The following is a 13,531-nucleotide window of genomic DNA, read 5'->3' as shown; positions in this document are numbered from 1 at the left end:
GTTCGGGCGCTGATCCCATCCTCACTCTGGGGCCGCCTGTCGTCGGAGGGGCAGGTCCCATGCCATGGAGCCGATGTCGTCCGGTCCTCCTCGCAGAGAACGCTTCGGCTCATAAGCGCCGTCCTCATCGACGAGATTCGGGCCGATTGAATGGACGATGAACCGCCCATCGCTCCGATTCAGCAGGAAGGGCTTGCCCGTGTAGGGATCGAGCGGTGGTATGGGGAGGATCTCCCGGTCGATCGCCGCAAGGCTCTCTGGCCATTCGCCATGCCTGAGACGATGACGCTCCGCGGCGAGCAGGTTTGCCAGTGTTCCCATTTGAGCCTGGTTTCGCAACGCCGCGGATTCCGAGGCATCGACGGCGGGCATGAGCAGAATCGGAAGCACCGCAAACCATGATCGTAGGCGACTTTTGCGAGTCCGATCGAACTCGGCCTCCCATGCATCCCGGAGGGGCGGTCGGGCGAGGACCGGGCTTCGCGCGATGGCGACCGTCTCGTTCATCCATTCCAGGGCGGTCGCCAGCTGGCAGTCGTAATAGAACTGGCTCCAACCCGACACCGGGGATCGGAGGCTGGGGTCGTCATCGGGCGCCGATCCGGAAAGGGCTCCGATCGGCATTTCCCCGTCCCTGATCTTGCGGATCACCTCGACGAGCATCGCCCTCTCGCCTTTCATCCCGTAGAGAAACAAGGGCTCGGCCATCTCGTCCAACGCGACGGCCTGGAGCCGGGCGAGGGCCGCGTCGGAGGGCTCGCCCAGCCCGAGGACGCGGACGGTCGCCTGAGCGGCCACGGTATCGATGGCGATCCGGACGAGTTGCGAGATCGAGAACGGTTCGTCGCCGATCGAACGGGCGACCCCGAGGATCGCGCGGCAAGAATCGAGGGCACCGTCGGCATCCCCATCCTGGGCCCTGATCATCGCGTCGGCGACCAGCAACCGCGCAGCGGTGCGTGACCGCTGGGTTTCAGGCAAGAGTGTGGACAACGGGTTCCAGGCGAATTCCAACTCGTGACGGCCCTGGTCGAAGTCCGCGACGGTGCGGGCGATCCGGACGGAGTCGCCGAGCCGGGCCAACTCAGCCCTAAGCGTGTCTACGCCCTCATCGTCGAGCAGGACATTGGGTTCGATCTCAACGGATCTGTCGTAGACCTTGGAAACCGCCGTGTCGGTCGGTCGCTGGCCCGGGCCGCCGGGGTCCATCGGCCAGGTGTCGGGGACGTTTTCGAGTGCCTCGGCGACCACGATCGCCCCGTTCTCATCGTCGGGGATCGGCACTCGGCCAGCCATCAAATCATCACATCGCCAGTTCGGGTCGTCGGCATCCGCCGCGTTGACGGCGTCCTCAAGCCGCTTTTCGAGCCTGTTGTCCACATAACGACCGAACAGTCCGGCGACGACGAGTAGCCCGAGGAATGGGATGAGGAGCAGCCAGGGCCAGACCGGCATCCGACGCACCGGAGGTAGTTCCGCGGCGTGATCGGGCGCGGCCTTCTTCTTCGCGCGTCGAAACGGCAAGGAGATCGGGCGGTTTGCCAGAGACCAACCGGCCCCCAATCGGGAATCCGGTCGGGTTCGGTCCAGCAGTCCGGCGACCATCCCCCACGCAGCTCCGACGACCATCCAGAAAGTGATGAAGCCGCCGCCGAGCCCGATCAGGTTGATCGGGAGCCTGAAAATCCAGTAACCACGGCCGGCCCCGAACAGGAACGCCGAGAAAGCGAGTCCCCCGACCAGACCGATGGCGATGAACGGGACGCCGAGGAACGACGCGAAGAAGCCGAACCGTTTCGCCCGCTTCCACGCACCCTGCATGAGACCGGGTCGAGCGGGAACATCCGATTCGAGCCGGGGAGCGTTCATCGTCGAGCCACCTTCGTCGGGAGGACCGCCGGGTCAACCATCGGACGGATCAAGGTCGTGCTGGCGATGAGGCCTGGAGCCAGGCGATCAGGGCGTGGGCGTAGGCGGAGGGGTCGGGATCGAATTCCAGGGTGTGATGGCCTTCGGGGTATTCGATGATTTGCTTCTCGGCGGAAGGAATCCGGGCGAAATCGGCGCGGGTCTTGTCGTTGTCGACGATCCGATCGTGGCCGGCGAGGATGAGGAGACTCGGCTGGCGGACGCGGCGGAGGGAGCGTCGGACGCCGCGATCGAGGAAGGCGCTGGCGGCGAGCAGCCCGGCGGTGCCGGCGCGGAGGCCGAGCGGATCGTTGGCGATGAAGGTCTGGGCTTCGTGGTTGTCCGTGAACAGGGCGGGGTCGCTGAGCGGGATCGGGAAGGTCTTGCGACGGTTGGTGAAATAGGCCCAGGCGATCGCCCGCCGCTCGCGCGAGGTGACGCCGACGCGGGGCTGGAGCCCGGGGCAGATCAGGGCCAGCGCGTCGATCAGGTCGGGGCGTCGCGCCGCGGCGATGACCGCGATCTTCCCGCCCCAGCTGATCCCGGCCAGGGTGGTCGGCAGGGGCGGCGACCCCGAGCGGATCGAGGCGACATACTCGGTCACGTCGTCGATCAAACGGCGCGATGAGGGGGCATGGCCCCGGTCCTTGCGGTTGGACCCGGACCCGCGACGATCGGGGAAATGCGCCTCGTAGCCGGCCTCCGCCAGGGTCCGCCCCAGGCGATGATACCAGCCGCCGTGACTCTGGACGCCGTGGAGGATGACCACCCTCCCGCGCGTGGGGCCGGGGGTGGGCCAGGTGGCGACGTGGATCGGGTAGCCGTCGGAGGCCGTCCAGGTCGAGAGGGCCGGTCCGGGATCAGCCATAGTGGACCTCCTGATGCCGGACCGTCATCCGGGCCAGCGCCTCGGGGACGACCGTCACGCCGAGGCCGGGCCCGGCGATCGGGCGGGCGCGGCCGCCATAGCCGAAGGTCACGTCCTCGGCGATCAGATTCTCGCGGAGGACGTGGCGGTCATAAGACCCTTCCACGTAGCGGATGCCGGCGATGTTGGCCGCCACATGACGCCCCGCCGCCGAGAGGAGGCCGGTCTCGCCCGGGTGGCAGCCGAGCTGCACGCCGAGCCCGGACTTCGCCGCCAGGGCCATGATCCGGAGCGTCGGCATGATCCCCCCGCATTTGGAGAGCCGGACGTTGAGCACGTCGGCCGTCTTCCGCTCGACCGCATGGACCGCGTCGGGATAGCCGCAAAGCGACTCGTCGAGCATGATCGGGACGCCGATCCGGGGCCGCAGGTCGGCCAGGGCGTCCACCTGGGCATGGGGGACGGGCTGCTCCAGGGCCGAGGGGGCGAACCGGAGCAGCGGCCCCACCCGCTCGATCAGTTCATCGGCGGACCAGGCCTCGTTGGCATCGATCCGGAGATCCATCCGTCGACCCACGATCCGCCGGATCCGCGCCAGTCGGGCGGGGTCATCCTGGCCATCGACCCCGACCTTCACCTTCACCTGCCGGAATCCATAGATCCACATCTTCCAGGCCGAGATCCGCTCCCCCTTCTCCGTCTCCGCCGTGATCGCCCCGCTGTACCGGACGGGCCGGGGCGCGGGGGACAGCAGGCCGGAGGCCGATTCGGCCCGGCGCACGGCGTCCGCGACCGACACGCCGAATCGACGCCCGTAGGCGTCGAGCAGCGCCAACTCCAGGGCACACCGGGAGGCATTGCCGGCCATCCCGCGCGGGTCGGCCTGCGTTTCGGGCAGGGCCAGGGACTCGATCGCCCGGACGGCGGACGGCCAGTCCTCGGGGCTCCCGAGGAGGCTGGGGAGGTCGAGCCCGGCCAGGCTGGCGAAGGTGCTCTCGATCGTCTCGCCCGTGACGTAGTCGCGGGGCACCCCCTCGCCGTGGCCCTCGCTGCCGTCGCCCAGCCGGACCCGGACGACGAGGTTGTCGCTATGAGTTCGCTCGTGGGACGCATGCTTGATCGGTTTCTTGAGCGGGACGTCGACGTGGTAGAGGTCGAGCGATCGCGGGCCGGTTGGAGTCATCACGCCCCGGGGAGCTCTCCCCGATCATAGAATTTGTCGAGGGCCCGCTGCACGATGTAGATCACCACGTTCCGGCTGACCGGCTTGGCCAGGACGCTGAACGCCTGGGCCGTCAAGGCCCGGCGCATCAGGTGTTCGTCCTGGTCGGCTGAGATCAGGATCATCGGGAACATCCCCTTGATCTGTCGGACGATCGCCATCGTCTCCAGGCCCGAGAGCCTGGGCAGATGCATGTCCATCAAGGCCACGTGGACCTCATGCCCCTTCACGATGTCGATCGCCTCCTCGCCGCTCTCGGCGAGGAACGTGCGGAAGCCGACCACCTCGAAGATCTCGCGGAAGGTCTCCCGCGAGGCCGGATCGTCGTCGGTTACCAAGATCGAAGGTGTAGCATCCGAGGTCATGACCGACCCACCGCGCTCATCGGAGGATTGAGACCGGCAGCAACGACTGGACCAAATGCAATCCGCGAGCCATCAAAGAAGCTCAATGAGGCTCAAGCGATGATATTCTCCAAGCCCCGTATCTCTAAAAAGTTACGCGTCGATGGAGATCGGCGGTGCCGGCCATCGGGCGCGTCATGCATGCCGCACCCGTTGGCCATTTTGGCAGTTAACGAGGCTTGGCCTCATCGGTCGCGTCGTTGCCGCGGGCGATCCGGCCGAAAAGGCCCCGCGCCGGGCCCCATCGCACGTCCTGATCGAAGGCGTCGGCCTGGGCCAGCTCGGGCACGTCGATGCGGACGTCATGGAAGCGGTAATCTTCCAGCAGGTCGCCGTTGGCCGCCTTGACCTCGACGACCACCGGGAGGTGGGAGTCCGGGTCGAGATAGGTCTTGGCCACCTCGCCCGCCGCGTTGGTGAAGACCAGGCATGGATGGGGGCGATCCATCGAGACGGGCGTCTCCATCCCCGCGAAGGTCAGCGGCGCCGGCCCGGGCGATGCGACGGCACGCTCCATGGCCGCAATGATGGAGTCGAATCCGGCCTCGGTGATCGGATGGCGGCTGTTCCGCATGACCATCGGATTATCCGGGGGCAGCGAGATCCGGGGCACGGGGATGGCCGAGTCGGCCATATTCACGTGGATCAGGCCACCGCCGGAATCGGCGCGATAGATCACCTCGCGGCCCTTGGTCGGCCCCTCCGGCCAGCTCAGGCGGACCGCCAGCGGCTCGCGACGGACGCTCAGGACCAGATCCTCGGCCGGGAGGAGCTTCGATCCGACCCGCTCCTGGCGATACATCTTCGCCTGGTAAGATGAGGCCCGATTCAGGCTGGCCCGGGCCTGCTCCAGCAATCGCACGGCCTCATCGGTCGGCAAGGCCGGGGCGGGCGACTCGGGACGCGCCCCGGAGGCGGCGATCAGCCTCGCGGCGTTCGGGACCCCCCGGGTCGCCGAGACGAGGTGGGTCGACTCATCCGAGGCCGGGCCCGGGGCGGGCGTCACGGCCGGCGGGTTCGCCTCGACGATCATCTCGCCGGGCGGGATGGCCTCGACCCCGGCGATGTGCGGGATCGTTGAATCGACCACCGGGGAGTTCGCCGTATTGCGGGCCGTGTGGTAGGACGAGTAATTGTTCTCGGGCCGCTCGACGCCGAGCGTTGCGGGTGCCGGGGCCGACCGCGAGGAACGCATCCGGGCGCAGCCGGGAGCGATCAGGATGGGGACGAGTCCCAGGGCCACGCCGAGGGCGAGTCGGCGGCGACCCGGGATGAACGGGCACGAGCGATCCATCGCCGGGAACATGAAGATTCTCCCCCTCGATGGGGATCGATGGAAGGGCCGACAACATCAGGCGTGGGCGGAGATCCTCGGCCCGGGGGGCCGGAATCCCTCCAGCGCCTCCAGGTCGGACAGGAGGCACGGTTGCTTGTACTGTTCGACGGTTCCCCCGCTCCGCGCCAGCCGCCTCCGCTGGAAATCGGCCCAGGAGCCGGGGGCGATGCGGAATGCCCGGATCGGGCCGAGGCGTTGGGTCGCCCTCTTATTCTCGTATTCGAGGTTGACCCGCTGGAGTTGCTCCTCGACCTCGGCGATCAGCCGGGACTCGGTGCTGGAGTCGGGGAGATCTCCCTCCTCGAACAGGAGGTTATAGAAGGGCGGATCGCCCCAGCTGGGGAGCACCAGGAAGGCGGTCAGCCGGATGCCCAGCCGCCTCTGCGCGTTGGACACGGCCTCGACCACCTGGTATTCGGAGAGCTTCTCGCCGGTCAGGCTGGAGAAGTGGGCCCCCTTGCTCAGGAACTCGATCAAAGGGGCCTGCCCCTCGAACCCGACGCAGCGGACGAGGTCATGGATCATGTAGCGGTAGAGCCCGCCCGCCGTGGTCGGCACGAGGAAGTAGCGTCGGCCCTCGATGAGGTCGGCCGCCTCCACGGTCTCGGGGTCGTCGCGCCCGGCCTGATCCTCGGGGATGAACTCGAAGTAGTGGTGCCGGATGTCGAGGACGCCGGCCGGGGTGCCGTCGGCGATCGGGATCGTGAACCGGCCTTCCGAGGCGATCAGGCCGATGTCGCGGACCGGATGGTCGCCGAAATACTCCGGATAGTTTCGGAGGTAGGCCCCCATCGTCCCGCCGGTCCAGTTGGCCAGGAAGTCGAGGTTGGGCCAGTAATCCTTGGGCAGGAGCCGGCCGGTCCGCTCGACGATCGCCTCCAGGCGGCGGGCGGTCCGGCGGCGCTTCCAACGGGTCCGGATCCTGACGGCCTGACGGACCTCGTCCGGGATCGACCACTTGGGGTCCAGGGTGCCGTCGGCGATGTCGCGGATCAGGGTCTGCTTCTCGCGGTCGCCGAGGCGGGCGATGGCCAGGATCGTGCTGGGGCTGGCGGCGATCGTCGCGCCGAGGTCGCGGTAGGCCGAGAGCCGCAACGCCAGGTAATACTTGGATTCGACGTCCTTGATCTTGGACGCCGAGGGGGGCATGCAGTAGGTGATCCGGATCAGGGGATTCTGCATGTGGGCCGTCAGGCCGGTGATCGCCCCGCACGGGATGCCGGCTGGCGTGAAGCTCTCGCGCCAGTCGCTGGCAAGCTGGAGGATCGGCTTCAGCCCGCTGTCCAGGATCCGGGGGTGGGCGTCGAAGGCCATGATGCCCCAGATCGTCCAGCCTTCCCGGTAATCCTTCAGGGCTTCTCGGGTGACCGGGATGGTCTTGGGACGGTTGGTAGTGCCCGAGGTCAGGGCGAACATCAGGACTTCGGTACCGGCGCCGAACAGGGCCGAGGTATCGCCCTGCCGGACCCGGTCGATGTAGGGTTCATGGCGATCATAACCGCCGACCGGCACTCGACGCCGGAAGTCGGCCGGGGACTTGATCTCGCCGAAATGATGGTCACGCCCGAACTGGGAGTCGGCGTGCCGGGCGATCCGCGACAGCAGGAGATCGTTCTGGACCTGGCGTGAGTCGCGCGTCTGGCGGAGGAACCGTCGGGCCAGCCTCTGCGAACGATGGACCAGCGGCAAACCCACATACTTGCGGATCGTGTTCAGCATGCGTGGATCGCCCATCCCCTGGGTCGCGATGGCCGCCAGTGATGACCACATCCTTACGGTCATCCGGCGCGGTGGCCCTTCAGGCAAATCTAGCCCTGCACCTCAAAGGTGTCAATCGCAACGAGAAGGGGCGAGCCCGACCGGGCCGGTCGGGGCTCGCCCCATGTTTCCGAAAGAATTCAAATTTCGTCAACCCGCCACCGCGACCCCGAAATCGGGAGAGACGGTGATGGGGGCGAAGTCGCCGGGTTCCGTCAGGGTCGACGAAACAGGGACCGGGGAGGCCGGCCGGGCCGTCCGTGGGGAATAGCGGCGGAGGAAAGTGCTGATGCGTTCGGGATAGAGGATCGGCTCCTTCTCCCGACAGCGATTGTGCTTCGCCCCGGGAACCAGCCAGAACTCCTTGGGCTCGCGGGCCCGGTCGAACAGCCCTCGCGCGATATCGGCCCCGATATAAGCATCCTTGGCGCCGTGGATCATCAGCCAGGGGCGCGGGGCCAGCTTGGCGGCCGCCCGCTCGACGTTCGCGTAGCGGCAATGGAGCTTGCGCTGGGTGCGGAATCGGGCGGACCAGCCGAGGAACTCGAAGACCCAGGTGGGCATCAGCTTCCAGAAGAACGGATTGCCGACATAGATGCCGGCCCACCGCGTGATGTAGGCCAGCATCGTCCCGCGGGTCGGGAAGGCACCGTCGGTGATGACTCCCCACACGCCCGGGTCGCGGGCGGCCACGCAGAGGGCGGTGCCGCCGCCCCGGCTCACGCCGAACAGGCCGAAACCGGCCTTGTCCGCATCGGGACGGGAGCGGAGATAGGCCAGGGCGCCGCGGAGGTCGTCGAGCTCGTGGTCGGTGACCCATTGAAGCGGGACGTAGTCCGCATCCTTGGGACTCTCGCCGTGGTTCCGGAAATCGAAGCTGAACAGGTCGAACCCCTGGTCGCGGAGGTGATCGACGTAGGGGATCGCACTCCAGCGGTCGCTCAGATATTCATGGCAGAAGACCAGGACGCCGAGGCGAGCCTCGGTGCGGGCCTTGAAATACGTCCCCACCAGCTCGACGCCGGTCGGTGTCCGGAAACGAACATCCTCGTTCCCCTCGACCCGCTTGACGCGGAGCGGGAGGAACATCGGCTTTTCTTCGAAGATCCGGCCGACGATCGGAGCGTATCGGATCACGATATAGATCAGGAAACCGATCAGGGTGGCCGTGGCGATGCTCGCGGAGGCCAGCAAGATCACCGTCGCGAGACTGGACACGAGAGGGGCTCCGAGGGCGTTCGCCGGGTGGGAGATTCGTGGGGTCGTTCACTGGGCGACCGCCCGACGAGGGAAGTCGTCGGGTCGGTATGTCGTCTGGCTCGATCAGCCGGCGAAACGCCGGAGGATCAGGGTGATATTCTGCCCCCCGAATCCGAAGCTGTTGGAAAGGGTGACATCCACTTTCCGGTCCCTGGACTCGTGGGGGATGTAGTCGAGGTCGCAATCCTCGCCGGGATGGTCGAGGTTCACCGTGGGGGGGACGACGCCATCGCGGATCGTCAGCAGGCAGACGATCGCCTCGACGCTGCCGGCGGCGGCGATGAGGTGGCCCATCATGCTCTTGGTGCTGGAAACGGGCACCTTGTAGGCCTGGTCGCCGAACGACTTCTTGATGGCCAGGGTCTCGATCGAGTCGTTGACCGACGTGCTGGTCCCGTGGGCGTTGATGTAGTCGACATCATCGTAATTCAGCCCGGCATCGGCCATCGCCTGGCGGATGCAGGCGATGCCCCCGCGGCCCTCGTCGTGGGTGTCGGTCAGCCGGAAGGCATCGGCGGTGGAGCCGTATCCGGCCACCTCGCCGTAAATTTTGGCTCCGCGTGCCTTGGCATGCTCCAGCTCTTCGAGTAGGAGCATCCCCGAGCCTTCGCCGAGGATGAACCCGTCCCGATCGCGGTCGAAGGGGCGGCTGGCCCGGGCCGGCTCGTCGTTGCGGGTCGACAGGGCGGTGAGCAGGTTGAAGCCGGTCACCCCGAACGGGTGGATCATGCTGTGCGTCCCGCCCGAGAGCATGACGTCGGCATCGCCCCGGCGGATGATCTCGGTCGCCTCGCCGATCGCCTGCGAGCTGGCGGCGCAGGCCGTCAGGCAATTCGCGTTCGGCCCCCGGGCCCCGAAGATCCCGGCGAGATGGCCGGCCGGCGTCCCCGGCTCCTGCTCGGCCTCGTGGATCGCGTGGAGTTCGTGGACGCCATGCTTGGTGAAGTTGGCGGTGTCGACCCGGCCATCCCGCGACGACCGGTGGACGAGGCTGACGAACCGGGGGAAGTCCTGCTGCCCTTCGCCCGAGCCGAGGTAGATCCCGAAACGGGACCGATCCAGGGCCGGGTAGTCTTCCAGCCCCGAGTCGTCCATCGCCATCCGGGCGGCGGCGATGGCGAACTTGGTGTTGCGATTGTACTCGGCCCAGCGTTCCGCATCGGAAACGTAATCGGACAGGGCGAAGCCGCTGGCCTCGGCCGCAATCCGGGTGGGGAAGCTGGCGGCGTCGAACAGCGTGATCAGGCCGACCCCGCTCCGCGCCTCGCGAAGGGAGGTCCAGGTGGATTCGAGATCGCGGCCGACCGGGGTCACCATCCCCATCCCCGTCACGACGACTCGACGATGCAGGAATTTCATCGCTTCGAAGGCTCCAGTCGTAGTGGCTCAGTCGGCCCCGGGGCCTCCGCGAACGATCAGCGCCGCGGCTTGCCCGTGTCGGGTGAGGTTGGTCGTGAGGAAGGTCGGATTATCGGTGGGCCGGGCCGAGCCCGTCACCACATCGATGCCGCACTCCGGATCGGGATGGTCGCAGTTGAGCACCGAGGGGATCAGGCCGCGGTTGACGCCGAGGAGGCTGGCGATCAGCTCCACGGCCCCGCTGCCCGAGACCATGTTGCCCATATAACCCTTGAGGGCCGTGACGGGCACTCCGGGGGAGTCGCCGAAGACGCGGCGGATGGCCCGGGCTTCGGCGAGGTCCGACGTCCCGGTGGCCGCACCGTGGGCGTTGACATGGCCGATCGCGGAGGGCTCCAGACCGGCATCGCGGAGGGCGGCCTTCATGGCGATCTCGGTGCCGACGCCGTCGGGGTCGAGCCCGCCGCGCGGGTTCGCGTCGCAGCCCGAGCCGAAGCCGAGGATCTCGCCGTAGATGGTCGCGCCGCGGGCGATCGCGTGGTCGCGCTCTTCGAGGACGAGGATCCCCGCCCCTTCGCCGGGCACCCAGCCGTCGCGTTCCGTGTCGAACGGCCGGCAGGCGCGGGCCGGTTCGCCGGACCACCGGGTCATCTGGTCGAGCAGGCTCATCCGGATCAGGCTGAGGGGATGGATCTTGCTGTCCGCCCCGCCCGAGATCATGATGTCGGCCCGGTCGCGGGCGATGATCCGCGCCGCCTCGCCGATGGCGACGTTGGAGGCCGCCTCCGCCTCGGTGATCGTGTTGCTCGGCCCCTGGCAATCCATCAGGATCGAGATGTGGCAGGCGAGCATGTTGGGCAGGTACTTCAGCAGCCAGATCGGGGTGATCTTCTCGATCCCCTCGCGACCGTAGGCGCTGTAGTCGAATGCCCCGCCGCCCTGGAAGCCGACGTCGATGGCCGGGGCCAGCTCGTCGAGTTCCGTGGAGATCAGCCCGGCCCCGAGGTCGACGCCGATCCGGGTCGGATCAAACCCGCCGTCGGCGAGCCCGGCGTCGGTCATGGCCAGGAAAGCCCCCGCCACGGCGAGCTGGATGTCGCGGGCCATGTATTTGAGGCTTCGCGTCAGGGCCTTGCGGACCCTGGGGATCGCCAGCTCGGCCATGGCTTTCTTGTCGAGCTGGGGGATCTCGGCGGCGATGTCATTGGGCAGGCCTTCGACCGGGAAGGCGCCGATCTTGCGGATGGCGCCTCGACCTTCGATCAGGGAGGCCCAGAACGGATCCACCCCGATGCCCACCGGGGTGACGAGGCCCAGACCGGTGATGACGACTCGACGTTCGGAACGGGCCATGGGGAATTCTCGTCAGCCTCCGCCGGGTATCGGCCGAGTCGTCGGTCCGGGACGCTCCGCGACGCTCGGGGATTCGGGTCGATCAGCTCGATGTCGGGGAAGGGTTGTGTTCAAGGTCGCCGTTGGACGACGCGGGCAGGGCAGCGGCCGCCTCTGCATCTTTGGCCCGGGCCTGGGCCTTGGCCAGGTCGAGGACGCCCAGCAACTGCTGGGTGAACACGAAGTTCTTGGGGCCGAAGATCTGGTTGGCCCTGGTATTGTCGAGATGGGCGAAGACGATCTCGGTGTCGGCCAGGAGTTCGCCTCCCAGGAAGGCCTTGGCCTCGACCACGGCCCCTTCGGCCCGGAGGTCGGTCAAGGTGACCTCGTAGACCAGTTGGTCACCGGCACACGCCACGCCGAAGAACTCGGCGCGGGGGATCTTCGCCAGCACCACCTTCTCGACGAACCCGCCCGCCTCGCCGACCAGGATGCCGCCCGTCTGCGCCAGCCCCTCGATGATCAGGGAGGCCGGCATGACCGGGTAGCCGGGGTAATGGTCGTGCAGGTGTTCCTCGGCCAGCGTCAAATTCTTGATCGCCCGGGCGAACTTGCCGCTGTGGAAGTCGAGGAATTTATCGATCCAGATCCATCGCATGATCGGTGGTCACCCATCAGGGAGACGGGATCGTCGGCACTGGGCCGGAGCGAAATCCGTCGAAGCCGTCGCCAGGGGGAATCAGACGCCGTTCGGCGTGGGGAACATGGATCCGGCGCGATGGAGCGGGCCGAGATTCGCCCGCTCACCTCGCCAGGAGACCCGACGCGACGCGATCGAGATCAGGCCGCCAGCTTGCTGGACACGTAGTGGACCAGCATGTCGACGGTGTACAGGTCGCCGATCCGCTCCACGTCCGGGTCGGCGGCGAAGCCGCTCAAGTCGGCGTAGGGCATCCGGGCCTTCAGCTCGTCCATCCCCTTGGCGGTGAGCTTCCCATCGGCGATCATATCGGGGTCGGTGACCACGTTCTCGGGGAAGAGTTCGCCGCGAGGGATCTTGATGCCGAAGTTGCGCTCCAGGCGGAACACGATGTCGAGGAAGTCGATCGACTCGGCCCCGAGGTCGCCCTGGAGGGTCGCGTCCCGGGTGACATCCTCTTCGTCCACGCCCAGGGCGTCGACCAGCGTGGCCTGAACCTTCTGATAGATCTCGTCGTGCGTCGGCATGTTATCCTCGGAATGGGGGAACACCAAACGGGAACCCACGATGGGGACAGTCCCCGACCGCCGTCCAACGGGCCAACCCGATCATCGTCGGCAGTTTCTGGCGTGCAACTTCAACCGGGGCGGGACTGATCGCGGATGCGGGGCGCGAGGGGAAGGCTTCGTGCGTGACCGGCCGGCGTTCCATTGCACGCTCATCTTGATGGATTTCGACGATCCTTGCAACCTCATCACCGCCGGCCCCTGCCCTCCCCCATCTCCCATCCCGCCATTCAGCGGCCCGCCGACTCGACCACCGTCGCGACGGCCGGCTCCGTTTGAGCGGCCTTGACCAGGGCCCTGGCGCCCACGGACCCCTTGCGGAGGGTCGCGAACAGGTCGCGGAGGCCGGCCACGATCGAGGCGTCGGTCGTGTGCAGCTGCGGGTCGCGGTCGCGGAGATTGAATCGCGTGAGCGTCAGCTGGCCCTTCACCATGGTCTGGCCGTCGATCACCCCTTCACCCTTGAACACCGCGTCCCGCTCGTCGTGCGAGGCCAGCGTAACCTTGAGCTGGAGCTGCCGACCGGGCTCGACGAAGCTCCCGTACTTGATCATCTTGGCCTTCTTGAGCACGATCACGCTGTGCGCGAAGTCTTCCATGTCGCGGAGCAGCCAGGCGCCGGACTGGGTCAAGGCTTCGAGCATCAGGACGCCCGGCATGACGGGGAAGCCCGGGAAGTGGTCCGCCAGGTACTCTTCCGCCAGCGAAAGATTCTTGGTGGCGACCAGCGATTGGCCGGGATGGAGTTCGGTGATGCGATCGATGAGGACAAATCTCATGGAGAGCCCCGGAACTGGCTGGCGAATTCCTCGAACACC

At 67.3% G+C, this 13,531-nt stretch carries 12 protein-coding genes; all 12 read right to left on the bottom strand.

Translation table 11 applies throughout. The annotated features are described in order from the left end of the window. Positions 1-21 precede the first annotated feature (21 nt). The 12 genes from TA3x_RS14175 to TA3x_RS14120 all read right to left on the bottom strand — a co-directional run bounded on the left by TA3x_RS14175 (position 22) and on the right by TA3x_RS14120 (position 13,492). A complete protein-coding gene (locus TA3x_RS14175; RefSeq protein WP_435015296.1) occupies positions 22-1,869 on the bottom strand; it encodes a hypothetical protein in 1,848 nt (615 codons plus the stop codon). Between the two features lie 49 nt (positions 1,870-1,918). After that, positions 1,919-2,776: an alpha/beta fold hydrolase gene (locus TA3x_RS14170; RefSeq protein ID WP_435015295.1), complete on the bottom strand. Its 858-nt coding sequence runs from the start codon at positions 2,774-2,776 to the stop codon at positions 1,919-1,921. After that, positions 2,769-3,959 (bottom strand): dipeptide epimerase, encoded by a 1,191-nt coding sequence (locus TA3x_RS14165; RefSeq protein WP_435022368.1) that lies wholly within the window; start codon positions 3,957-3,959, stop codon positions 2,769-2,771. Before TA3x_RS14165 ends, TA3x_RS14170 begins: the two co-directional genes overlap by 8 nt. Beyond that, positions 3,959-4,363: a response regulator gene (locus TA3x_RS14160; protein WP_435015294.1), complete on the bottom strand. Its 405-nt coding sequence runs from the start codon at positions 4,361-4,363 to the stop codon at positions 3,959-3,961. Before TA3x_RS14160 ends, TA3x_RS14165 begins: the two co-directional genes overlap by 1 nt. A 208-nt stretch (positions 4,364-4,571) precedes the next feature. Beyond that, the gene (locus tag TA3x_RS14155) at positions 4,572-5,708 is read right to left on the bottom strand and encodes a DUF1571 domain-containing protein (RefSeq protein ID WP_435015293.1); all 1,137 of its coding nucleotides are present in this window, start codon (positions 5,706-5,708) and stop codon (positions 4,572-4,574) included. A 45-nt stretch (positions 5,709-5,753) separates the two neighbouring features. Next, positions 5,754-7,508: a GH3 auxin-responsive promoter family protein gene (locus tag TA3x_RS14150; RefSeq protein WP_435015292.1), complete on the bottom strand. Its 1,755-nt coding sequence runs from the start codon at positions 7,506-7,508 to the stop codon at positions 5,754-5,756. A 138-nt stretch (positions 7,509-7,646) separates the two neighbouring features. Then, positions 7,647-8,714: an alpha/beta hydrolase gene (locus TA3x_RS14145; protein WP_435015291.1), complete on the bottom strand. Its 1,068-nt coding sequence runs from the start codon at positions 8,712-8,714 to the stop codon at positions 7,647-7,649. A 105-nt stretch (positions 8,715-8,819) separates the two neighbouring features. Next, positions 8,820-10,106, bottom strand: coding sequence for a beta-ketoacyl-ACP synthase II (fabF, locus tag TA3x_RS14140; RefSeq protein ID WP_435022367.1), 1,287 nt, complete (start codon positions 10,104-10,106; stop codon positions 8,820-8,822). Between the two features lie 36 nt (positions 10,107-10,142). Beyond that, complete coding sequence (locus TA3x_RS14135; protein ID WP_435022269.1) at positions 10,143-11,468, bottom strand: beta-ketoacyl-[acyl-carrier-protein] synthase family protein; 1,326 nt, start codon at positions 11,466-11,468, stop codon at positions 10,143-10,145. Positions 11,469-11,550: 82 nt separating this feature from the next. Next, positions 11,551-12,105 (bottom strand): 3-hydroxyacyl-ACP dehydratase FabZ family protein, encoded by a 555-nt coding sequence (locus TA3x_RS14130; protein WP_435022267.1) that lies wholly within the window; start codon positions 12,103-12,105, stop codon positions 11,551-11,553. A gap of 182 nt (positions 12,106-12,287) precedes the next feature. Further along, positions 12,288-12,674 (bottom strand): acyl carrier protein, encoded by a 387-nt coding sequence (locus tag TA3x_RS14125; RefSeq protein WP_435022265.1) that lies wholly within the window; start codon positions 12,672-12,674, stop codon positions 12,288-12,290. 269 nt (positions 12,675-12,943) lie between these two features. Then, positions 12,944-13,492, bottom strand: a complete 549-nt coding sequence (locus tag TA3x_RS14120; protein ID WP_435022263.1) for a 3-hydroxyacyl-ACP dehydratase FabZ family protein — start codon at positions 13,490-13,492, stop codon at positions 12,944-12,946. Between the last annotated feature and the right edge of the window lie 39 nt (positions 13,493-13,531).

It is taken from the genome of Tundrisphaera macrotermitis, from assembly GCF_051175315.1.
GTDB lineage: Bacteria > Planctomycetota > Planctomycetia > Isosphaerales > Isosphaeraceae > Tundrisphaera.
The sequence above is the reverse complement of the archived record's forward strand: the minus strand, read 5'-3'. Positions and strand labels throughout refer to the sequence as shown.

Bases quoted from the DNA above. Each gene is read 5' to 3' on its own strand.
- TA3x_RS14170 (WP_435015295.1), bottom strand. From the start codon at position 2,776: ATGGCTGATCCCGGACCGGCCCTCTCGACCTGGACGGCCTCCGACGGC.
- TA3x_RS14130 (WP_435022267.1), bottom strand. From the start codon at position 12,105: ATGCGATGGATCTGGATCGATAAATTCCTCGACTTCCACAGCGGCAAG.
- TA3x_RS14125 (WP_435022265.1), bottom strand. From the start codon at position 12,674: ATGCCGACGCACGACGAGATCTATCAGAAGGTTCAGGCCACGCTGGTC.
- TA3x_RS14120 (WP_435022263.1), bottom strand. From the start codon at position 13,492: ATGAGATTTGTCCTCATCGATCGCATCACCGAACTCCATCCCGGCCAA.
- TA3x_RS14165 (WP_435022368.1), bottom strand. From the start codon at position 3,959: ATGACTCCAACCGGCCCGCGATCGCTCGACCTCTACCACGTCGACGTC.
- TA3x_RS14135 (WP_435022269.1), bottom strand. From the start codon at position 11,468: ATGGCCCGTTCCGAACGTCGAGTCGTCATCACCGGTCTGGGCCTCGTC.
- TA3x_RS14160 (WP_435015294.1), bottom strand. From the start codon at position 4,363: ATGACCTCGGATGCTACACCTTCGATCTTGGTAACCGACGACGATCCG.
- TA3x_RS14150 (WP_435015292.1), bottom strand. From the start codon at position 7,508: ATGTGGTCATCACTGGCGGCCATCGCGACCCAGGGGATGGGCGATCCA.
- TA3x_RS14175 (WP_435015296.1), bottom strand. From the start codon at position 1,869: ATGAACGCTCCCCGGCTCGAATCGGATGTTCCCGCTCGACCCGGTCTC.
- TA3x_RS14155 (WP_435015293.1), bottom strand. From the start codon at position 5,708: ATGTTCCCGGCGATGGATCGCTCGTGCCCGTTCATCCCGGGTCGCCGC.